This is a genomic window from Liquorilactobacillus nagelii DSM 13675, from assembly GCF_019444005.1.
In the GTDB taxonomy this organism is placed as follows: Bacteria; Bacillota; Bacilli; order Lactobacillales; family Lactobacillaceae; genus Liquorilactobacillus; species Liquorilactobacillus nagelii.
Map to the genome: position 1 here is coordinate 839,142 of NZ_CP049304.1, position 22,282 is coordinate 861,423.

The 22,282-nt window shown below is 35.8% G+C and carries 19 protein-coding genes; 1 reads left to right on the forward strand and 18 read right to left on the reverse strand.

Annotated features, from left to right (window positions below; translation table 11 throughout):
• Positions 1 to 72 precede the first annotated feature (72 nt).
• From G6O73_RS04475 to amaP, 17 genes are all read right to left on the reverse strand, one after another.
• On the reverse strand, positions 73 to 4,500 hold the full coding sequence (locus G6O73_RS04475) for a glycosyl hydrolase 53 family protein (protein WP_083478515.1): 4,428 nt from the start codon (positions 4,498 to 4,500) through the stop codon (positions 73 to 75).
• 197 nt (positions 4,501 to 4,697) lie between these two features.
• Entirely contained in the window at positions 4,698 to 7,688 is a 2,991-nt protein-coding gene (locus G6O73_RS04480; RefSeq protein WP_157056689.1) for a GH25 family lysozyme, read from the reverse strand.
• 121 nt (positions 7,689 to 7,809) lie between these two features.
• The gene (locus G6O73_RS04485; RefSeq protein ID WP_057886106.1) at positions 7,810 to 8,778 is read right to left on the reverse strand and encodes a glycosyltransferase family 2 protein; all 969 of its coding nucleotides are present in this window, start codon (positions 8,776 to 8,778) and stop codon (positions 7,810 to 7,812) included.
• 29 nt (positions 8,779 to 8,807) lie between these two features.
• On the reverse strand, positions 8,808 to 9,215 hold the full coding sequence (locus G6O73_RS04490) for a GtrA family protein (RefSeq protein ID WP_057886107.1): 408 nt from the start codon (positions 9,213 to 9,215) through the stop codon (positions 8,808 to 8,810).
• 90 nt (positions 9,216 to 9,305) lie between these two features.
• Positions 9,306 to 10,124, reverse strand: a complete 819-nt coding sequence (locus G6O73_RS04495) for a tyrosine-protein phosphatase (RefSeq protein WP_057886108.1) — start codon at positions 10,122 to 10,124, stop codon at positions 9,306 to 9,308.
• Complete coding sequence (locus tag G6O73_RS04500; RefSeq protein WP_057886109.1) at positions 10,066 to 10,833, reverse strand: CpsD/CapB family tyrosine-protein kinase; 768 nt, start codon at positions 10,831 to 10,833, stop codon at positions 10,066 to 10,068. The genes G6O73_RS04495 and G6O73_RS04500 overlap by 59 nt, the downstream gene beginning before the upstream one ends.
• A gap of 11 nt (positions 10,834 to 10,844) precedes the next feature.
• Positions 10,845 to 11,609, reverse strand: a complete 765-nt coding sequence (locus G6O73_RS04505; RefSeq protein WP_057886110.1) for a YveK family protein — start codon at positions 11,607 to 11,609, stop codon at positions 10,845 to 10,847.
• A gap of 19 nt (positions 11,610 to 11,628) precedes the next feature.
• Positions 11,629 to 12,564: an LCP family glycopolymer transferase gene (locus G6O73_RS04510; RefSeq protein ID WP_057886233.1), complete on the reverse strand. Its 936-nt coding sequence runs from the start codon at positions 12,562 to 12,564 to the stop codon at positions 11,629 to 11,631.
• A 298-nt stretch (positions 12,565 to 12,862) separates the two neighbouring features.
• Positions 12,863 to 13,756, reverse strand: coding sequence for an L-serine ammonia-lyase, iron-sulfur-dependent, subunit alpha (gene sdaAA, locus G6O73_RS04515; protein ID WP_057886111.1), 894 nt, complete (start codon positions 13,754 to 13,756; stop codon positions 12,863 to 12,865).
• Positions 13,757 to 13,759: 3 nt separating this feature from the next.
• Entirely contained in the window at positions 13,760 to 14,419 is a 660-nt protein-coding gene (locus G6O73_RS04520; RefSeq protein ID WP_083478516.1) for a serine dehydratase beta chain, read from the reverse strand.
• A gap of 128 nt (positions 14,420 to 14,547) precedes the next feature.
• Entirely contained in the window at positions 14,548 to 15,900 is a 1,353-nt protein-coding gene (locus tag G6O73_RS04525) for a threonine/serine exporter family protein (protein WP_057886112.1), read from the reverse strand.
• A gap of 91 nt (positions 15,901 to 15,991) precedes the next feature.
• The gene (locus G6O73_RS04530; RefSeq protein WP_057886113.1) at positions 15,992 to 17,095 is read right to left on the reverse strand and encodes an SLC13 family permease; all 1,104 of its coding nucleotides are present in this window, start codon (positions 17,093 to 17,095) and stop codon (positions 15,992 to 15,994) included.
• Positions 17,096 to 17,337: 242 nt separating this feature from the next.
• Positions 17,338 to 17,592, reverse strand: coding sequence for a CsbD family protein (locus G6O73_RS04535; RefSeq protein ID WP_057886114.1), 255 nt, complete (start codon positions 17,590 to 17,592; stop codon positions 17,338 to 17,340).
• 14 nt (positions 17,593 to 17,606) lie between these two features.
• Positions 17,607 to 18,029, reverse strand: coding sequence for an Asp23/Gls24 family envelope stress response protein (locus tag G6O73_RS04540; RefSeq protein ID WP_057886115.1), 423 nt, complete (start codon positions 18,027 to 18,029; stop codon positions 17,607 to 17,609).
• A gap of 66 nt (positions 18,030 to 18,095) precedes the next feature.
• On the reverse strand, positions 18,096 to 18,518 hold the full coding sequence (locus G6O73_RS04545) for an Asp23/Gls24 family envelope stress response protein (protein WP_057886116.1): 423 nt from the start codon (positions 18,516 to 18,518) through the stop codon (positions 18,096 to 18,098).
• A gap of 31 nt (positions 18,519 to 18,549) precedes the next feature.
• A complete protein-coding gene (locus tag G6O73_RS04550; RefSeq protein ID WP_083478517.1) occupies positions 18,550 to 18,726 on the reverse strand; it encodes a DUF2273 domain-containing protein in 177 nt (58 codons plus the stop codon).
• Between the two features lie 19 nt (positions 18,727 to 18,745).
• Positions 18,746 to 19,297 (reverse strand): alkaline shock response membrane anchor protein AmaP, encoded by a 552-nt coding sequence (amaP, locus tag G6O73_RS04555; RefSeq protein WP_057886117.1) that lies wholly within the window; start codon positions 19,295 to 19,297, stop codon positions 18,746 to 18,748.
• A 314-nt stretch (positions 19,298 to 19,611) separates the two neighbouring features.
• Here amaP and G6O73_RS04560 point away from each other — a divergent pair, with 314 nt between their 5' ends.
• Positions 19,612 to 20,550, forward strand: coding sequence for an L-lactate dehydrogenase (locus G6O73_RS04560; protein WP_057886118.1), 939 nt, complete (start codon positions 19,612 to 19,614; stop codon positions 20,548 to 20,550).
• 63 nt (positions 20,551 to 20,613) lie between these two features.
• Here the strand turns inward: G6O73_RS04560 and G6O73_RS04565 are convergent, their stop codons facing one another.
• Positions 20,614 to 21,867 (reverse strand): chloride channel protein, encoded by a 1,254-nt coding sequence (locus tag G6O73_RS04565; protein ID WP_219935216.1) that lies wholly within the window; start codon positions 21,865 to 21,867, stop codon positions 20,614 to 20,616.
• Positions 21,868 to 22,282 lie beyond the last annotated feature (415 nt).

Consider the following 22,282-nt stretch of genomic DNA (forward strand, 5'->3'; position numbering starts at 1 on the left):
ATTTTTTCACGAATTTAGACTTATAAAAAAAGAGTTGCAATTTAAATTTGCAACTCTTCTTTTCATCAACTATTAACTTAATTCTTGTTTAGCTGGTCCCCAAACCAAGCTAGCTGAAACATGAGCAGTTAATGTTGAACCATATAGAGCATTTTGATTGTCATTAACAAAATTCCATTCTTTCTGTTCACTAGATTGACCCTCACTCAACCAAAACTCGTAATGATAAGCTTGTCCATCGGTTGAATAATAAGTTTGACTGTCAATTATAGCAGTGGAGTTGCCATTAAGTTGAGCTGCAATTTTGTTCAATTGCGTCGTTCCAATTTTCGATTCCCATTTACCTGTTAAAGCTGAATCTGAAACACCACTAGATAAATTCGTATCATTGGTTGCCAAAACATCCCCTACCTTAAGGGTACCATTTTTTAGTTTGACGCCATTGTCGTAGATGCTGTCAATTTGCAAATTAATGTTTGAAGTCGATGTTGTTGGCGTTTGATATCCGGATAACATTCCTTTATAAACATTCAATGATTGCAATGGATATCCTAAATCATCAAAAAGCGATACGTTATCCCAAGTTGTTCCACCCCAAGCTGGCTTTCCATTGTAGTACATAACATTGTTTGGAGCATACCCAACAGCATATTTTGAAGCCCAACCCGTACCATACAAATCAGACATTTCATCATTATAACTCCAATTTGACCAGCCTGCTTTAACTGGAATCCATGCTGGTTCCCAATAGAAGGCACCCAAACCATTTTGATTTACAATAGCCTGATACATAGATTCTAACTCATCAACTTGGCCTTGAGGACTGTTCTCATAGGCATATGAAGACTGATTTGAACCAATAGAATTTCCTGTTCCATCAGCATCCTGTAATGAATTTGTCCAACCTGTTTCAAGCACTACAAATTCTTTACCAAAATTATCTCTCACCATTTTTTCAACAGCTTCTAGATTATTTGGAGTATTTGCACCTTTACCCAAACCATTTCCATTATTATCATTGGTTGACCAAAAAGGATAATAAGAAGAGCCAAGAACATCATAATCTACATTGTTATTCTTTAGGGCAGTCATTATCGTTGAATATTTTTGAACATTTGGTGTTTCAAGTTGAATAACTACCTTTGCTTTAGGTGCTAATTCACGTACAGCTTTCGAACCGGCATTTAAATATGAACTTATAATTCCCGCCTTCTGGTTATCATTCCAAATGTTAGTATAAGACTCATTTGCATCACGACTAGCAATAATTCCCAGAACACCATTCGTAATTTCATTTCCGATTTGTACCATTCCAATTTCTACACCCGTCTCTTTGAAATCAGAAATTGTTTTTCTGGTATACAAATATACTGATTCAGCAATTTCAGCAGAATTTTCTTTTTCCCAAGCTTTTGGTACAACCTGCTTACCTGGATCAGCCCAAAAATCAGAGTATTGGAAATCAAGCAAAACCTTCATTCCATATTTTGCAGCTTCTTTCGCAATTTGCAATTCATTATATTCGTCTGAAGCTCCACCACTATAAGTCTGGTTTTCAGCATTAAGTGGATCAACCCATAGACGCAGACGCAAATAATTAACACCTGCTTCATGTAGAACTTGAACTAAATCTGCTGGCTTACCATTGTAGTCGTAAAATTGAACACCCGCATTTTGCAAAGCAATGTAACTTGAAATATCAACCCCGCGAATTGTATCATCAGTCATACCAGCAATCGGTTTTACTGTAACACCTTCATACCGCAAACCAGTATCTGTTCCATTTTTATATGCTGCCGTAATCTGATCAGCTGTCATTGAACTCGTTGGTACTCCAGTAGCAGTTGTTGTCGAATCTGAGCTCACCGGTTTTCCCCAAACAAGCGTTGCAGTTAATTGAATTAATAATTGATCACCATATTTTTTCCCAGTGTTAATTGACACAAAATTATTTTCCTTGTCGGTCGCTGACTGGCCAGCTAACCAAAATTCATAATGATACGGATTACCTTGGCTATCATAATAAGTTTTATTTCCTTCAATTGCGCTTGAACTGCCTGAAAGTGTTTGATAAATATTTTCTAAATCAGTTTGGCTGAACTCACTATTTGAATTTCCTTGTAATAATTTTTCAGGAATTGTTGTTGTTAAGTTCAAATCAGACGAACTGACTGACTGTTTAGCTTGAAGCGGTTCAGTTACATCATTAGTTACGCCAGCATTTTTATAGGTAGCAGTTATTTCGTAACTAGTTTTCGAAGTAACAGAAGATGTTTGATTAGCAGTGTCTTGTCCCGGACGATATAAAACATACGCTGCTACCCAACTGTTTTTATTAGCTACGTCTATAATTCCGCCAACACCTAAAGCTTGCCAGTTAGTATCCTTCAATTGATCTTGATACCAATCCATAAAGTCAGTTGTGCCGTTGTCAGCTGCTATTTGAACAGTATCTCCAGTTATATCAGTTGTGTAAACTGCCACAGTTCCTGTTAGATTATCATTTTCCAATAAATTTTGTTCAACAGCTTGATCAGTTGCATTAAGGTCTCCTTGCGCAACTAATTGTGCTACATCGTGTAACGAAAATGCTAAATAGTTATCCTGAGTATTTTGCCAATTAACATCTAGTTTTTGATTCAATTTTTCATTAATTTGCTGAGCTAAAAGATTCCTGAAAGCCATTAAACTTTCTAACTTACCCTCATTTGAAAAATCAAAAGTCGTTCCAGCAATTTTAACTTTTCCGGTTGCCATTGATCCGTTAACTGGATCAAAGTAATATTGATCATTATTAATTTTCTGCCAAGAATATTGCATTTGACCTTGTGAATTATAATAAACTGTTTTATTTTGCTGTGAGATATATTTAAAACCAGTTTGCATAGCACCACTATTTTCGTCAAACAAATACCAGTAACCGTTTAGATGTTGTTGACCATAGATCATTTGACCTTGCAAATTATAATAAACTGTCTTCGGCCCATCACTTGTTTCTTGTTTTGTTAACGAAACAAAACCAACCTGCATCGCCCCAGTATTTTCCTTGAAAAAGTACCAATGATTATTTAATCGTTGCTGACCATATTGCATTTGACCATTATTGGCGTAATAAACTGTCTTTGGTCCGTCAGGTGTTTGATTCTTTGTTAATTCGATCAATCCGGTTTGCATTGCTCCGGTTGTAGCATCAAATAAGTACCAATGATTATTGATTTCTTGCTGACCATATTGCATTTGACCATTATTAGCATAATAGACGGTCTTATGCTGGTTAGTAATCTTCTGAAAACCAGTTTGCATTGTTCCATGACTGTCAAATAAATACCAATGACCATCAATTAAATTTTGACCGGGTAATACTTTCAAAGCGCCTGTTTTTTGATTAAAGTCGTACCTTTTTCCATGAATAAGTTGTTGTCCATATTGCATTTTACCGGTAGGATCGTAATAGACTAACTTATTTTGTGAAGTAATAAATTGAAAGCCGGTCTGCATCGCACCAGTCTTTTGATCAAACAAATACCAGTGACCGTTTAGATGCTGCTGACCATACTGCATTTGACCATTGTTAGCATAGTAAACTGTCTTATGCTGATTAGCAATCTTCTGGAAACCGGTCTGCATTGCTCCGGTTGTATTATCAAATAAATACCAGGCGTTATTTATCTGTTGTTGCCCATACTGCATTTGACCATTGTTAGCATAATAAACGGTCTTATGCTGGTTAGCAATCTTCTGGAAACCAGTCTGCATTGCTCCGGTTGTATTATCAAATAAATACCAGGCGTTATTTATCTGTTGTTGCCCATACTGCATTTGACCATTGTTAGCATAGTAAACTGTCTTATGCTGATTAGCAATCTTCTGGAAACCAACCAAATATTTTCCGGAATCGTCAACTAAATACCAATAATTACCTATTTTCTTTTGTTGATAATTATTAGTGATTTGCTTTGAACTGTCATTTTTAAGTGCCATCGCCATGACTTTTTTAACGTTATCATTTTGAGATGAAGTTGTTTTTTCAGTTCCGATCGTGCTTTTATTTACCGCATTGGAAGTAACGTTTTTATCACTTTGTTGGATCGCATTGCTTTGTTGATCAGCAGTTGAACTTGATGTACTATTTTTATCATCTGTCACTTGCTGACTTGAAGAAGTTTCACTTATGATTGTTTTAGCCGTACTTGCAGAAGTTGAATTCTTCTGATTTGTGCTTGAACTGACATCTTTAACTGAATCAGCTGAAGAAGAACTATCCGAATCTGATTTTTCTGTTGCCATTTCATTATCTGTCTTTGAAGATACCTGAGCTGCTGAACTAGTTTCAGAACTACTTGTTTCAGCTTGAACAGCACTAGAAACCGTATCACCTCTTACAGTTGAAGCATCTGTTAGATTTGAAATACCCCCAAGCAAAATTCCAGCCATTAAAGCCGCAAAAATCCAATTTTTACCCGCTTTATACATTTTATAGTGTACTTTCTTCTCCCACATTGTCTAAACCCCTTTTGTTAGTAAAATTACAATGTAATTTTAAACCATTCAAACTAAAATAAAAATAATAAATTATCTAACTAAATTAATCGAGTACCAAAGAACTAAAAAGGGAGTTATCCAGCACAAAACTGGATAACTCCCTTTAAAATAAAATTAATATAATTTGATTTAGAATCATAAAGTAAATTTATTCACTAATAATTTGAGATTTGATTAATATTATTAACGTTTACGATATAGGCGCCTGATTTAAGGGTTTCAATCAAACTTATTACCTGACCACGTGGTATTGAGACACAGCCAGCTGTTGCATGACCATTAGCAACATGAATAAAGAAGCCCGATCCTTTACCCTTTACAATTGGGTTCATATTATAGTTAATAACTATTGCATATTCATATTGAACTTGGTAATCAATCAGATGTTCACTTGGGGATTTTGACCATGAACGTTCTTGCCAGGTATTATATTGACTATCGTTAACATCTTCAATCCAATAAGATTTACTATCAATTTTTCGATACCCAAGACTTGACATAACCCCGCTATGTGTTCCAAATGCAAATCCTAACGAATAGGCTCCAATCGGAGTCCGAGAGCTGCCCTCATGAGCTTCACCTACTCCGCTTCCACCAACATATCCATTAGTTTGCCAATTTTGCACCCAGATTCCATTTTTATCTTTACTGTATAAGTAAACACTTGCTGACGTTCGATAATTCGCGACAGTTACTACCACTTGCGAAGTTTTTGTTGCAAAATGAGCATTATATAGTTTTAAACTGATACTTGATTGATTAGCCAGTGCTCCAGTTATGTTATCAAAGTTATAATGCTGTCCATTTATCACTTGATTGCCATATTGCATTTGACCATTATTAGCATAATAAACTATTTTGTTTTGATTATTAATTATTTGAAAACCCGTCTTCATAGCACCAGTAGTACTGTCAAACAAATACCAGTGACCATTGATCTTTTGCTGACCATATTGCATTTGACCATTGTTGTTATAATAGACCGTCTTGTTTTGATTTGCGATATACTGAAAACCCGTCTTCATGGCACCAGTAGTATTGTCAAACAAATACCAGTGACCATTGATTTGCTGCTGACCATATTGCATCTGACCATTGTTATTATAATAGACCGTCTTATTTTGATTTGCGATGTACTGAAAACCCGTCTTCATTGATCCTAGAATACTATCAAATAAATACCAATGGCCGTTGATTTGCTGCTGACCATATTGCATCTGACCATTGTTGTTATAATAGACCGTCTTGTTTTGATTTGCGATATACTGAAAACCCGTTTTCATTGATCCTAGAATACTATCAAATAAATACCAATGGTCGTTGATTTGCTGCTGACCATATTGCATCTGACCATTGTTATTATAATAGACCGTCTTGTTTTGATTTGCGATATACTGAAAACCCGTCTTCATGGCACCAGTAGTATTGTCAAACAAATACCAGTGACCATTGATTTGCTGCTGACCATATTGCATTTGACCATTGTTGTTATAATAGACTGTCTTATTTTGATTTGCGATATACTGAAAACCCGTCTTCATTGATCCTAGATTATTATCAAACAAATACCAATGGCCGTTGATTTGCTGCTGACCATATTGCATTTGACCATTGTTGTTATAATAGACCGTCTTGTTTTGATTTGCGATATACTGAAAACCCGTCTTCATTGATCCTAGAATACTATCAAATAAATACCAATAGCCGTTGATTTGTTGCTGACCATATTGCATTTGACCATTGCTATTGTAATAAACCGTCTTATTTTGGTTAGCAATTGATTTAAAACCGGTCACCATCGCACCACTAGCATCATCAAAATAATACCAATAGTTATTAATTTTTTTCTGACCAGTTACCTTAGTATTGTTTTCATAATAATAAACATTTGCATCTTGGTGAATAAAACCATTGTTTGCAGTCTGATAAACTACTAACCCATTATAGTCAATTGAAGAATCTAAATAGCCATCATAACCTGACAGTTCTGTTTGAGAACTGTCTTGCCATGCACCATAATCGGTGTTTTTTAAATTGCTAGCTGATGGAGTGTATGGATATTGAGCTAGCCAAATATTTTGTTTACCAACTGCAGCAATCACTTGAGCTAAATACTGGTAATTAAGGTAAGCATAAGCCGCGTGATCAGTATATCCAGCAGCATTTAAAACATTAAAGAAGTTCAATAAATTATCTTTGACATCATCGGAGGATGTTCCTACATCCTCCATATCGGCAAATATCCGGGTTGTTTTGGCTAAATTTAAGGTATTTAATTCCTGTAAAAGATAATTAGCTTCTTGTTTAGCTGAATCTGTTGAATTAAAAGTAGCATAATGATAAACCATAATATTAAGTCCGGCATTTTGCGCGTAATTAATTTCTTGACTAGCGTACGGATTGGTATAATTATTCCCCTGGGTTACTTTGACAATAACTGTTTTAACACCCTTAGCTTTTAGTTCATTAAAGTTAGCTTGTGTCATCCCATCTTGATAGGAAGAAACATCAACTGCATCTACACGAGGTCGACTAGCATCACCAATTTCCCAAGAATCTACCTGAGTATCTGCTGCAGCAAGAACTTTTTTATTCGTTACGGCTGAATTATTTTGATCTTTTGTCGAAAGGGCTGTGCTAGCAACACTTGAACTATTTTCAGCTACCACATTATTTTCGTTACTTGAACTATTGTTTGTTACGGTTTCACTTGAAGATACTGCTGAAGAACTTGAGCTCGAAACTTGACTGCTACTTTGCGAATTTGCACTAGTTTGCTGCGCATCTTGTGATGTTTTAGAATCACTAACTGATTCTGCCTTAGATGCATTTGAAGAAGCTGTACTATCTGTTGATTTGTTGGTATCTTCTTCATCAGTAGCAGAGTTTGCTGATTCTGAACTTGATCTAACCGAACTTGATGTAACTTGATCACTTGAACTTGAGTTACTTGAGCTCATAGTTAAGCTGGTCTTAACATCATTAGTGTCATTTGCTGCAGCATGAACTGGAGTGTTTGAGGAAATAGTTAATAAAACTCCGGCAGCCACCATTCCCGCCAGAAATGTATGTAAAACATCATGATAATGCTTTGATTGAATAGTTGTTTCAGATTTAATTAATTTTTCAAGAGTTTGTTTTTTCAAAATAATTCCCCTTTTTTTGGCTTTTTATAAAGTAATTATAAAGCAATTTCGAAATTAAATAAACATCTTATATAAAATAAAAATGATTATTCATTTTCGAATAATCATTTTTATGAATCATTTATTTTTTAAATTTTGGTGTGAAATCATCTTTTTCAATTGTAAAACGTGGTCGTTGTTTTGTTTCTTTGAAAATCTTTCCCACATACTCTCCAATAACACTCACACATACCAATTGAACTCCACCTAAAAACCAAATGGAAATCATTAATGAAGACCAACCAGAGATAACTGCACCACGCATCCATTGAACTAATGTAAAAATCAGTAAAAAAACACTAATCAAAATAACTAAAAAGCCTAATGACATAATCATTCGAATTGGAACAGTTGAAAACGATGATATTCCATCAAAAGCAAATCTGATCATCTTATTTAAAGGATACTTAGATTCACCGGCAAATCTTTCTTTTCTTTCATAAAGAACCTTAGCTGACGGGTATCCAACTAAAGGCACCATTCCACGCAAGAATAAATTTCTTTCTTTGAATTTTAATAAAGCGGTAACCGCTCTTTTACTCATCAATCGATAATCTGCTGAATTAGGAACCATATCAACTCCCATATGTTTCATTAAACTATAAAACGCCAATGCAGATCTTCGCTTAAAGAAAGTATCTGTTTGTCGACTGCTACGAACTCCGTAAACAACATCAAAGCCTTGATTATATTTGGCAACCATTTCATAAATTGCTGTTACATCGTCTTGTAAATCTGCATCAATCGTTATCACCATGTCTGAATGCTCAACTGCAGTTGTCATTCCCGCTAACAAAGCATTTTGATGTCCAAAATTTCGGCTAAACTTAATACCAGTTACAAAATCAAAATCTTTCTCAAAATCAGTGATTAATCGCCACGTTCGATCTTGGCTGCCATCATTCACAAACAAAAGCTTACTTGCAGGATCAATTTTCCCCTTTTTGATTAAATTCTCTAAAATAGTTCCTAATTCTTTGACCGTCTCAGGTAAAACTGCCTCCTCATTGTAACATGGTACAATGATTGTCAACAATCCACATTTTACCATTTCTTATAAAACCCCCAAAATAAACAAAATCATTTTTTGAAAATCCAAAATCTTTGCCCTACATAATTAAGTGCTGTAAACAAAATTGCCCCAATTAGCATTGCAATATTATCACGTAAAGAGCTATTAAAATTACTAAAAATTTGTGATGTGATCGGTTTAGCTAAGCCATATGCTAGAAAATAGCATATTAAGATATTCAATGTGAAAGTAAATATTTGTTTCCAACTTCTTTCAGTATTTTGAAACGTAAAATATTTATTTAAAAAGAAACTTAAAATACTTCCAATAACATAATTAGCTGCTGAAGACCACCAATATGACCAATGTAGCAGATTATAACAGCCAAACATAATTGCCATTCCAGCAACCGTGTTAATGATACCAACTAGAATGAATTTAAAGACAGTTCGATCAATTAATTTTATATTTTTCATTTTATACCAACTTTTCTAAAATAAAAGAACCACCGAAATCAGTATACGAAATCAGCGGAACCATAACAAGCCCTGAATTTTAAAAATTATTTAAAAAAACCAAAACTTTCTTTTTTTCTTTACTTCAATTTTTGAATAGCCATGAGCAACCACAGGCAGTCCATTTAATAAATTCTCCGCATTCGTTTCAAATTGATCGACCATCTGCTGACCATTAAATTCACGCAATTTCAGCATCGCTTCTTTTAATGCAAACTGTCTTCCTTTAAGTGCATGCGCATCCGATGCAAAAATCTGAACCAATCCGTGGTTAACCATTTTTTCCGAAATTTGTTGAACATGTTCGCCAAAACCGCCAATGTAACTAGTAGCCGTTAGTTGTGCTAAAGCCCCTTCACTTATAAAATCATATAAAAGATTCAAATTCTCTTGAATACCATGATTACGCTCTGGATGCACAATTACCGGCGTTGTTCCAAGCTTTCGAAGCTCAAAGAAAAGCCTTTTAGCATATTCTGGCACACTACCATGAGGAAACTCAATCAGCATATAATGTTTTTGTTCATCAATGCCCAACAAATCATCATATTTTTCCGTTAAATCACCATTAATATGAACTTCTTGACCGGGAAAAATTATTAACGGTATTTTATTTTGGTCTAATTCATTTTGAAAACTAGCTACAGCTTGGAAAACAGCCACTTTATGATTAACATAATCTCCGTCCAAATGATGTGGAGTAGCTAAAATATGAGTTATACCCTCTGCGACCGCCATTTTTGCCAATTCCAATGAATGTACTAAATCAGGAGAACCGTCATCAATTCCCGGTAACAAATGACAATGCAGATCAACGAGTTTTTTGCTTTTTGTCAGACTTTCCGTAATAACCGTATCCGTAGTAGCCATAATATCCACTCCCACCAGCATTTTCAACATCATTTAAAATTGTTCCGATAATCTTCGCATTTACTTGTTTTAAGGCTGTTATTGAATGCTTGACTGCTTCTTTTTCGGCGATGTTTTTACGAACAACTAAAATAGCACCATCCACTTTAGTTGCCAGAATTTGCGCATCAGTAACTGATAGAACTGGAGGAGCATCATAAATTACCAAATCTAATTGATCTGATAAAGCCTTGATTAAACTGTCCATCCGCTTAGAACTTAATAATTCTGCCGGATTGGGCGGGATTGGACCACTTGGCATAACGTATAAATTAGGAATTGATGTTTCATAAATAGCATTATTAACATCAAATTCACGGTCTGTCAAAAAATTAGTTAAACCCTTAGGATTGCTAATACTAAAAGTCGCATTAATTGTTGGTCGACGCATATCTGCATCAACTAACAATGTCCGTTTACCTTGCTTCGCAAAAGTGACAGCTAAATTTGCCGCTACAGTTGATTTTCCTTCTGAAGCAATTGAAGAGGTCAACATTAAAGTTCGATAACTAGCATCTGCATTTGAAAACTGAATATTTGTTCTGACTGTTTTAAACTGCTCAGAAATAACTGAATTTGGTGCAGCAGCCGCAATCATATGCACACCGTTCTCCATTGAATCAGTTGATAATGGCTTAGCTTTCTTACCTAATTTAAAAATATTATACATGAAACTGCCTCCTAAACTCGACGTCGGCTAAAGTGAGAGTCTTCCGAAATTACAACGTTAACTGCATGGCGTTTGGTATGACTACTAATATGACTAATAAAGCCCAAACTAGTCATTCCAAGCTCATCAGTTAAGAATTTCTCATCACGAACAGTCGTATCAAGTAAATCTCGAATAACAATCAAAGCAATTCCAACTAATAGCCCTAAGACGAAACCAATCAAAATATTCAATTTAATTTTAGGCGAAACTGGTGTCGTGTCAGCTTTAGCTTCAGTAACCACTGTTACATTATTAATTTTCATCATTTTTTTAATTTTGGAACTAAACACTTTACCAATCGTATTAGCTAAATCGGCTGCTGTATAAGCATTCGTATCAGTGACAGTAACACTGATTACCTGAGAATTAGTTTCATTAGTAATTGAAATTGAATTTTCCAGACTACTCAGTGAACCTGTATAATTATCTTGCTGTTTGACCTGTTTTAAAACTGGTGTAAGAATAACTGGCTTGGTCAATACGTCTTTGTAAGTATTGATAGCTTGCAAATCAGCTTGCTGAGCGTTATATTGCAAGGCACTATTATCAACTTTTTGATTTACTAACAGATCAATAGTTGCACTATACTTGGGAGTCATAAAAACAAACGAAATCCCTAAAGCCAAAATAATACCTAGAATTCCCCAGATCAAAATTCCCCAAATGTTTTTCCATAACAATGCTCCTAATTGTCGTAAATCAATAACTGTCTCGTTATTTGTTTCTTCACTCATCAAACTTCTCCTTAAACATCTATTTTATCTCTAATGCCGTTTTTAATTTTTGCGTTAACTGGTTTAAATTAGACTGTGAAACAACTTCATAATCGACACCATCAATTTGTTGACCTTGTCCTTGTAATTGAAGCTGCTTAATATTACCTGCTTCACGATAATCTGTTGCTAAAACCTTCATTTGATCAAAAGTTAGATCCGTTTTCATATTACTTGAAATTGCATCTAAAATTGAACGATATTTCACTAAGTTATTGATCTTCATACCCTTTTTAACTAATTGAGTAATTACTAAACGTTGCCGTAACTGACGACCATAATCTCCTCTTGGATCCTGATAGCGCATCCGTGTATAAGCCAAGATGTTTTCTTTGTTAATCGTTATGTTACCTTTTTTGAAATGATATCCCATATTGGTGAAATCTAAATCATTGTTAACTGTGACCGGTCCCACGGCTGATGATAACTGGACCAGTCCCTTCATATTCATCTCAATATAGTGATCAATTGGGATTCCTAAATAACTTTGAATAGTATTCATTGCTAAACTCGTTCCACCATAGGAATAAGCAGCATTAATTTTATTGTCAAATCCGTGTCCTTGAATCGCCACTTTTGTATCACGTGGAATACTAGCCAAGGTAGTTGTTTTAGTTTTCGGATTAACAACTGCCACCATAATTGTATCAGTTCGTCCGCGGTAGGTCCGACCATACTCTCCAGTATCAGTCCCCATAATTAACAATGAAAAAGGTTTTTTTTCGGAAATAACCGAATTGCCATTTCGTGTGCTGTTATGCTTAACACTTTGATATGTAGAATTTGCCGCTTGTCGCGCATCATGATAAAGTTTGTACACCGCAAAAGCATCAAATGCAAAAAATAAAATTAGAAAACCAATTAAGTATCTCCAAATCTTTTTTCTACGATGCTGATGATGGTGACGATGAATCATTTGTTTTTCTTTCAATAAAGTCACCCCAAGTTTTTGAATTATTGCCAAACATTCTCATTATACCAACTTTTTTAACGATTTAAAACGTTTTTTTAAAGTTAGTAATTATAATTATAAATACCAAGTTGAAAAAATTATCCTTGAAAATTGATTATACTCAACTTTATTATTCTAACACTTACCCTATACTTTTCAAACGGAGACTTTTTTTCAATTTGGTTGCAAAATTTCAATAATATTACAAATTCAAGGTATTAAAAAACTAGTGGTTCAATTAAAAGAACTACTAGCTTAAAAATTATTTATCAGTCGAAATTTCTGTACCAAAAATCTGCATTTTTATTTTTTTGCCTGTCGGTGTAGCAGCTAAGCCGCCCAGACCAGTTTCCCGCAATTGTTTTGGCATATGTTGTCCAATTTTGGCCATAGCTGAAACTACCTCATCAGCAGGAATCTTACTGGTGCATCCCGCTAAAGCCATATCGGCAGCAACCAAAGCATTTGTCGTCCCAATCGCATTACGTTTAACACAGGGAATCTCAACTAAACCAGCCACAGGATCACAAACTAGGCCCAATAAATTACTAAGAGCGATGGCAATGGCCTCACTGCTTTGTTGCGGGGTCCCTCCAGCAGCTTCTACAGCAGCCGCTGCTGCCATCGCTGACGCACTGCCCACCTCTGCTTGACAACCACCAGCTGCACCAGCAATCATTGCATTATTTGCAATCACTAATCCGATCGCTCCACTTGTCAGTAAAAACTGCAAGCATTGCTGGTGCGAAAGTCGGAGACGTTCACGCAAATAAAACAGCACACCGGGAACTGTTCCCGATGAGCCAGCTGTTGGTGTGGCACAAACTACACCCATTGAAGCATTAACTTCGTTGGTGGCTACAGCTGATTGGACCGCCATTAAAAAAGATTTGCCCGAAAGTGTTGTTTGCGTTTGCCGGTATTTTTTTAATTTAACAGCTTCGCCACCTGTTAATCCGGTGGCGGAGTGAACACCGTCACCTTCACTTCCTCTTTGCACAGCGGCTGCCATTACTTGATAGCGTTTCTGCAGTTGATCCCAAATTTCTTGTTCTTCACTACCAGTAGTTTGCTGCTCACTAATCAGCATAACCTGCCACAATGATTTTTTTTGGTTTTCTGCTTGTGTTACCAGTTCCTGAATTGTATTAAACATTTTTCATCCTTCTAAGATAATTAAATCAGTAAAAAACTGTTGGAGCCGAACTTTTTCTCTAGCAGTCGGGTTTCTTTTTAAATAAACCACCAATACTTGCTGTTGCTGCTGTTGAAAAAGAGCAGTTGAGTGAACTAAGTCGTTAGTTTTTAATACTTGAATTTTTTGTTCGACTTCTTTAATTGTGCTCAAGCGACTAAGAGCAAATGGTAAAATACCGGCTAATTTAAGCTGACAATTACCATACTCAATTTGTGGTACTTCAATTTTCCCGCCACCAATTGAGCAACCACAAACTTTTATTTGTTGTCTGCCGTTCACCATCTCAATTAAAGCTGTATTGGGGTGATCAAGCGGACTCGGTTGTTTTTCCTCAATAAAGGATATTTCAATCCCCTTTTTTTTCGCTGTCGTGATTGAAGATAAAATGCGCTGATCATAACAGTCTAAGCCTAGACTGCCCGCAATAATCGCAAAATCTGTTCCATGTCCACGATGAGTAGCTGCAAAAGATTCAAAATAGTGAACTGTAATTTTTTCTGGTCGACCTTTAAAGAGTTTATAGGCTACTTGACCAATTGCCAGCGCGCCAGCTGTATGGGAACTTGAAGGTCCGATCATTATTGGTCCAATAATATCAAACACACTTTGATATTGTTTCACTTAGCTTTCCTTCTCACGTGACTAATTAATTTTCAATTTTAAATTAGAGATTATCGAAAATACTCTCTACATCACATCATACCAAAAAAAGAACTTAATTTTTCAATGAATCCTTGCTTGAGATTCTCCTAATCGAAATGACGCCATTCCTTATCTAAAATAACCCGCGCCACAAAAAGTCCCAAAGGTAAGAAAATAATAATTAGCATAGCTCGTGTCATCCATAAAGCCCCTGGTCCAATTGCGTTAATACCAATATTATAAACCGCCCGATAAATATAAAGACCTGGCACCATAATAACAATCGAAGGTACCGTCAACGAAATTCGTGGATAACCTAACGAACGATTAACTGCTGATGCAATCAATCCGGCGGTCAAAGCGCCACAAAAAGCAGCTGCCGCTGGTGGCAGTGTCGTTAGATCAACTAATTCTAACCGCAATGTATTGGCAACTGCACCAATCAAACCAGCAGTCGTCGCCATTTTATAGGAACTATTAAACATAATTGAAAAACCAAATACACCACAAAAACTGGCGGGCAACCGCAGCAACAATAAGATTAGCGGACTTAAGCCTAATTCCAGAAAATTTTCTGGGCGAAAATGAACTAAAAGAGCAATCAACCAACCGACTAATGAGGCAATTATTGTAATCATCAAAGCATACGTTAATCGTTCTAAGCCCGAACGTAAATCCAATTTAGAAATATCTAGGAAACTAGTAATAAATGGGAAACCTGGAATAACAAATAACATTGAACCAATATAACCGTCCTCATGGTGTGGGGAAATATTAAAGCCTAGTTGAAGGATTCGAAAAGCTAACAAATAAGCTAGGCAGGCAACCGCTACCCCTAGTGCCAAGCAAACTAAAGTTGTTACCTTTCTTTTGCCTAGTTGGCCTCGAGTCCAATTACCAATTCCCGCACCAACAAAACAACAAATCATTTCCGGTAAACCACCACCAAGTAAAAAAACAAAAGCGCTGCAAGCCAATGCCGCTGCAAATCCAGTTATTAAAGGTGAATAGTTACCCGGTTTATGCTGGATTTGATCAACTTTTTCATGAATTTGTTTAACTGTTAATTCTTGACATTCAGTTGCAAAATTATTAGTAAAATGCTCCAGTTCATTTAATTTGTCAGTGTTAACACCTGTATTAGGCAACGATAGCGCTTGAGTATAGTTTCCTTGCGGACTATAGCAGGTATACTCTAGGGAAATTAATCCAATATCAGCTGAACAAGTTAACTTCAAGTGACGTGCTACTTTATTCATAGCTTCACGCACACGCCACGCACCGGTTCCACAAGCCAACATTAAAATACCAACTCGGCCAACTAACATTGAACGTTCTTTTAAGCTGGCTCTTTGTGCAGGAACCTTAGTATTATCTAATAAGTCTTTCCAGTGGATAGTCATATGGTGTCGATTAGAAATACGAAACTTTTTTGCAATTATCTCTTTTTCAGAATTCATATCAACTCTCTGCTCCTCAAAATAAGTTCGCTACCTATTCTGCCTTATTTTGACTTTTTTTTCTAGTTAATTTATTTAATAATTGTACATGTTAGCTAAAATAAAGCAATAACCAACCGGCGATTCCTAAAAAACAAAGACTACTAAAGTTGATCAATGAAAATTGCTTCAAAAAATTTTGATTACCTTTCTCCTGATAATGCTGATATTGCTTATAGGCTAACAAATTCGCTAGAGATGCTACTAATGTTCCTAATCCGCCAATACTGACACCTAAAAATAAGGGGTAGCTAATTTTTGAAAAAGGTGCCAACAAAATTGCTGCTGGGACGTTGCTTATCAGTTGACTGAGACCTAAACTTGCCAAATAAATCAAATGTTGTTTTGAACCTAGCGATGTTAGTAATTGATCAACAGCACTAATTCGGCTAAAATTACCAACAGCAATAAAAAAGCCGCAAAAAGTCAGCAATAATGCATAATCAATTTTTTTAAATAATTGATTATCTAACAAAAATACCCAGCCTAGAGCCAAACCGAGTCCCAGCCACAGTGGTAAAATTCCAAAAATCCCTACCATGACAAAAGCCAAAATTACTACTGTACCACTAACAGCCAATTTATTAATTTTATAATCAATTTCAGGATTTAATTTTAATTTCTGCGTTGGAATTCGTAATGACCATCCCCAAAGCAGCCCACCACTAATTACACCTAGTGGCAAAGACATTTTAAAAAATTCAATTGCATTCAGATGATAATGAGCAAGTAAAAATAAATTTTGCGGATTCCCGATCGGAGTAATTAGACTGCCTAAATTAGCAGCTAAAGTTATTAAAACCACCGGAACTGTCATCTTAATTCCGGCTTTTTTACCAAGTGAAACCGCCAATGGGACCATAGTAATAATTCCGACATCATTGGTTAAAATCATCGACCCAATAAACGTCAACAAAACTAACAGTTGAACTAATTTCCGCTGTGTATCAGCATATCTTAGTAATAACAATGCACAATAATCTAATAACTTCAACTTCTGAAATACCTGAATAATTAACATTAAAGCAAATAGTGAAATGATTGTTTGCCAGTTGATGTCACTCAGCTCAAGATGACTAAAAAAAAGGCTAAAAAGTGCTACCCCACACGTAATTTGCAAAATTCGATCTTTAAAAGTTGCTTTTAAAACTTCCATACTCTTTACCTTCACAGTCTGAAATAAATTGATTTTAACTTAGATTTAACCTTCGAGCAAGAATTACCTGTTCTTACACAAAAAGGTCTGGAATAGTGAAATAGTCCCTAATAAGTTAAAGCAAACTCACCTAACTTATTAGAAACCATCCCAAAAAGTCCCAGACTCATTATACCTTATGAACCGTGTATCTAAAGAGCTAATTGCACTTTCAGTCGTTAACTTTTTAAGCTAATCAAAACTTAGTCTGCAAAGCTTTCTTTGACGTCATCTACAATATCCTTAGCTTTGCCCTTGCCTTCTTCGACATTTCCTTTAACTTTATCACTGGTATCACCTGTAATTGCACCTTTAACTTGCTGTGCTTTCCCAGAAACTTGATCAGTAACATTATCAATTCGTGAACTCAAGCTAGATAATTTGTCTTTGTCTTGTAAAACCAAATAAATCAAAGCAGCGTTCGCTGCAAGACTAAAACCTAAAAGTAAGTTTTTCATAAAAGCCCTCCGTTTTATTTATCTTTTTTACTAGACTTGCTCTGATCTGCCTGCTGCTGTTGCCATTCTTGAGCAGTCAGCAAATCTTTAACATGCAATTTAATTGACGTTACACGATAACCAGTCATTGAACTAATAGCAGCAACAATTTTTCGCGAAACTTTTTCAAAAATTTCATTAGCATTTCTGCCATATTCTAAAATACCTTCAAGTTCCAATTCAACCGTTTCTTCATCAACATCAACGTCAGCCGAAACACCATGTTCAGGTTGGTCGCCGTTAAATTGACTTGAAATTTTGTCAAGCAAGCCACCCTTTAATTCTAAAACACCATCAACTTCTTGAGCTGTTTTTCCAGCAATTTTCTCTAAAACATCATCATCAAAAATAATCTGTTTTTTTATTGTTTCACTAGTTGTTTTTTGTGCTGTTGGCATAATTTTCCTCCTTGAAAATATTCATCTCTAATTTTAAAGTAGCCGGTAACTAAAAAATACTTTATCCTACTGAACTTGTTTAGTTTCAGTAGCATGCTGTGAATTTGGCTTGCCTTTAGCTTGTTCCTGCCAATCCCTTTTGCTCATTACATCATTGATGTGTAAGTTCAATTCGATAACATCCAAGCCAGTAAAATTTTTAATGTCACGGACAACTCGTTCGGTAACTTGGTCAAAGACACGTTGAATATCCTTGCCGTACTCGACCGTAGCGTTCATATCCAAAGCAACTTGTTTTTTACCAACTTCGGCATCAATCCCTTGAGTTGGATCCGATTGGCTGCGGAAACGGTCAGTTATATCACTTAACATCCCCCCATTAAGTGCTAAAACCCCCTCAACATTGCGAGCTGCTAAACCAGCAATCTTTTCGATTACTCCATCATCATAAGTCAAAGTACTTTTTAAAGCTGGTTGTGTATTTGGCATTTTCTTCCTCCTAAAATTATGTTTCTGATAATTAATTTGACAAGAAATTAATTATTTGCTGTCTCAAATCATCAAAATTGACAAACTTCCCAATCAAAGCTCCAATCAGTGTCAGCAGCCCTACCAAAACCATGCTGCCAAAACTGGCAAAAGCCCAAACTAATCCGAGAATCAATCCGATAAAAGTTCCAATTAGTGTGTGACTCACGCAATCATCAGCTCCTCTCCTAGACAACACGTGCCTTGCCACTGCGTTCCGTTATTGGTTGAACTTCAATTTGTTGCTTTCCAATTTCAAAGCTCAAACTATCATGCAGATATTTCTCAGTAATGCTCAAAATCTGATCACCGATCTGCTGATAGTTTTCTTCTTGTGCAGCAACTGCTTGGATTTTCACATCAGCTTTAGCCTGCTTATTAAAAACTTTCAATGAAACCTTAGGCTGTTCAACTGCTGCTCCGTTAACTAAGCGATACTGCAAATCCTTTTCGACCGCCGCAACCGGCAATGAAACTTCACCTAATTGACGCTGAAACTTAACTTCACTTAATTTTCTTCGCTTAAAAATTCCAATTAATGTAATTATTAATCCGGTAAATACTGTAAATCCATTAAGAAAAATCATCGTATATTGAGCTGCAACTGCATTAATCGAAAATACTGAACGTAACCAATCAGCGAATGGTAAAACATTGAATTCTAAAGTTAAAAAGAAACCACCAGTTAAAATTAATAGAATTCCAATAATTATCAGCAGTGCCTTCGTAAGCCTTTTCATCATTTTTCTCCCTTCAATAGCCTACAGAATCCCTTATTAATTAATGATCATTATTAATAACAGATACTGTCCTTTAGCAATTTAAATTATACAGTAAACGCTATTTTAGTTTCAAATAATATGCCTATTTTTAAAGAATTCTATTTAATGTGAAATTATTGGCATTAGTTGCTTTTCAATTCCAAACTAAATAAAAATTGTTTTGAAATCAAATTTTTTTGTTGTTAAAGGTTGACTTAATTAAGATTGTGAATTAGAATTCTATTAATTTCTGATTAATGTTTTTATTTTAGTTATTCATAGGGGGATTTATTATGACAAGAAAAATCGCTGTTATTGGATTAGGGCATGTTGGGACCGCAATTTCGAACTACTTGATTTTTTCTGGCGCAACTGACGAACTAGTCTTAATTGATAAGAATGAATTAAAATTAAATGCTGAGGCAACTGACTTTGCTGATGCAGCCGCTAATCTAACATCTCATACAAAGATTATTGTCAATGATTACGCTGCATTAGCTGACGCAGATGTTATCGTTTCAGCACTAGGAAATATCTCTCAACAAAATGACGATGCTAAGCATGATCGTTTTGTTGAATTAGCTTTTAACCAAGCTGCTGCTAAAGAGGTCGGAACAAAAATCAAAGAAAGCGGTTTTAATGGAGTTTTAGTTTCGATTTCCAATCCATGTGATGTTATTGCTGCTCTTTTTCAAAAGTTTTCTGGCTTACCCGAGGATCAAGTTATTGGAACTGGAACTTTGTTAGACTCTGCACGAATGAAGAAGGCTGTCGGACAAACTTTAAAAGTTGATCCGCGTTCTGTTAGCGGTTATAACTTAGGTGAGCATGGTAATTCTCAGTTCACCGCTTGGTCAACCGTCCGTGTTTTAGACCAGCCAATCACCAAACTAGCTGAAGAAGACGAAGATATTGACTTAGCTGCACTAAATGAAACTGTACGTGCTGGCGGATATACCGTTTTCCATGGCAAACACTATACCAATTATGGAATTGCCTCAGCTGCAGTTCACCTAGTAAATGCCATTCTTAGTGATTCTCATGAAGAGTTGCCAGTTTCTTATTTCCATGAAAAATACGGAACTTATATTTCTTCACCAGTAGTCATTAGCAAAAAAGGCATTGCTAAAAAAGTTCCACTTGATTTAACACCTGAAGAACAGGCAAAATTACAAAAATCAGCTGAGTACGTTAAAAACCGTTTTGATACAGCTTATGCTGAATTAAAATAGTTACTTCTATAAATAAAGAGCCAGGACATTTTAAAGTGCCCCGGCTCTTTATTTATTTACTAATTATGCTTTTTTCAAAAACAATTGCGAAATCGCAACCGCTAAAATCACACTCAAACCTAACGGCAAAAAAGCCGAATAAGATAGATGACTAATTTCAATAATCATAAATAAGGCCATCAAAGGTGCTTGTTGGGCAGCTGCCAATAAGCTAACAGCACCAATTAGTCCACATTCTACTAGTGAAACTTGTGGTACCAATGTAATAAATCCTAATCCCATTAGAATTCCAAGAGACGCCCCGATAGAAATCGAAGGTGTCAAGGTGCCTCCAGCTGCTCCAGAGCGAATCGTCGCAACTGTCACGATTGCCTTGGCAAGTGCACCAAATAATAAAACCAAAATTAGCTTAGTTCCTACCGCGTTGAAGGCTAACTGTGCTAGAGCTCGACCATTACCCATAATTTGTGGGTAAAAAATGGCAACTGTCCCGGTCAAGCAAGCCGCCAAAGGAAGCTGCCATAAAACTTTTAGATCTTTCGTTTGGTGACTTTCAGCCCACTTAAAAGCTTTACGAAAAAAAGCCCCAGTTATTCCACATATAAAACCAGCAACTATCACAAACGGCAGAATTTGCAAAGGAAACTTTATTGTTGGCACTAGATAATATGGTCCAAATCCTTTAGCTATTGATCCTAGCAACATGGAAATTACCGACATTGTTAGACTGACACTAACCGTTCGAAAATCAACCCTTTTCAAAAGAATTTCAACACAAAATAGCATGCCTGTAATTGGGGCAATATAAACGCCAGCAAAACCAGCTCCAGCAGCGGCCGCAATCAATAACTTTTGATCATCAACTGATAAACTGGGCAATTGCCAACGTTTCAATTGTCGATTCCAATGTTGTGCCAGCATCGCGCCAATTTCTCTGGGAGCTAATTCACGACCAACTGAGCCACCAGTTCCAACATAAAAAATTTGCGTAACAACATGAATAATTGTTTGGAAAAAAGGCATTTCTTTTCCCCTTAATCCCATAGCAATTGTAACTGGCGGCCTAACTTTAGTTCGAATAATCCACCATATAATTGCAGCAATTGCTCCACCAATAATTACTGAAATAAAACGATGAAGACCGGTGACGGCAACGGCTGCTGGATCGGCTGCTGACTCTTGAAAATTTAGGAATGTTTTTTCAACCACATCAAGAAATAAACTTAACAGCATTGAACTAGTACCCACAATTACACCTAAAACCAATGTTGATACAATTAAAGTAAAGTTTTCTTTTTTTTTCAATATTTTTTCCATGAGATTATAATATCACAAATTCTTCGAAAAACTGTTTTTGATAGCGGTTTTAATTATTAAAAAAAAGTAACAGTTTGTGCTGGCAAACTGCTACTCCAATTTTAAGTTTTACTAGTTTACAACATCATCGTTCCGAGCCTAACCAACAGAATTGCCAGCGCCCATAAGGCAATACTTGGTAAAATTGCATACTTAAGTCCTCTGAAAAATTCCATGATCAGCAACTCCTTTCTGAATAAATTCATCATAAAACAGTTCAACCGCAAAAAGAAATCATTTAGCCCAAACTTAAGCTAAACATTATGATTTTGAAAAAAACTCAAACATATTTAAAAACACTAAAAAACTGATTCATGTCAGCCCTAAGATTGTAAACAAGGCTGCACCATGGATCAGTTTTCAAAATAAATATCAA

Excerpts from the sequence above, each read along its gene's own strand:
- G6O73_RS04475 (WP_083478515.1), bottom strand. The coding sequence starts at position 4,500 with ATGTGGGAGAAGAAAGTACACTATAAAATGTATAAAGCGGGTAAAAAT.
- G6O73_RS04485 (WP_057886106.1), bottom strand. The coding sequence starts at position 8,778 with ATGGTAAAATGTGGATTGTTGACAATCATTGTACCATGTTACAATGAG.
- G6O73_RS04490 (WP_057886107.1), bottom strand. The coding sequence starts at position 9,215 with ATGAAAAATATAAAATTAATTGATCGAACTGTCTTTAAATTCATTCTA.
- G6O73_RS04495 (WP_057886108.1), bottom strand. The coding sequence starts at position 10,124 with ATGGCTACTACGGATACGGTTATTACGGAAAGTCTGACAAAAAGCAAA.
- G6O73_RS04500 (WP_057886109.1), bottom strand. The coding sequence starts at position 10,833 with ATGTATAATATTTTTAAATTAGGTAAGAAAGCTAAGCCATTATCAACT.
- G6O73_RS04505 (WP_057886110.1), bottom strand. The coding sequence starts at position 11,609 with ATGAGTGAAGAAACAAATAACGAGACAGTTATTGATTTACGACAATTA.
- G6O73_RS04510 (WP_057886233.1), bottom strand. The coding sequence starts at position 12,564 with ATGATTCATCGTCACCATCATCAGCATCGTAGAAAAAAGATTTGGAGA.
- sdaAA (WP_057886111.1), bottom strand. The coding sequence starts at position 13,756 with ATGTTTAATACAATTCAGGAACTGGTAACACAAGCAGAAAACCAAAAA.
- G6O73_RS04525 (WP_057886112.1), bottom strand. The coding sequence starts at position 15,900 with ATGAATTCTGAAAAAGAGATAATTGCAAAAAAGTTTCGTATTTCTAAT.
- G6O73_RS04530 (WP_057886113.1), bottom strand. The coding sequence starts at position 17,095 with ATGGAAGTTTTAAAAGCAACTTTTAAAGATCGAATTTTGCAAATTACG.
- G6O73_RS04535 (WP_057886114.1), bottom strand. The coding sequence starts at position 17,592 with ATGAAAAACTTACTTTTAGGTTTTAGTCTTGCAGCGAACGCTGCTTTG.
- G6O73_RS04540 (WP_057886115.1), bottom strand. The coding sequence starts at position 18,029 with ATGCCAACAGCACAAAAAACAACTAGTGAAACAATAAAAAAACAGATT.
- G6O73_RS04545 (WP_057886116.1), bottom strand. The coding sequence starts at position 18,518 with ATGCCAAATACACAACCAGCTTTAAAAAGTACTTTGACTTATGATGAT.
- amaP (WP_057886117.1), bottom strand. The coding sequence starts at position 19,297 with ATGAAAAGGCTTACGAAGGCACTGCTGATAATTATTGGAATTCTATTA.
- G6O73_RS04560 (WP_057886118.1), top strand. The coding sequence starts at position 19,612 with ATGACAAGAAAAATCGCTGTTATTGGATTAGGGCATGTTGGGACCGCA.
- G6O73_RS04565 (WP_219935216.1), bottom strand. The coding sequence starts at position 21,867 with ATGGAAAAAATATTGAAAAAAAAAGAAAACTTTACTTTAATTGTATCA.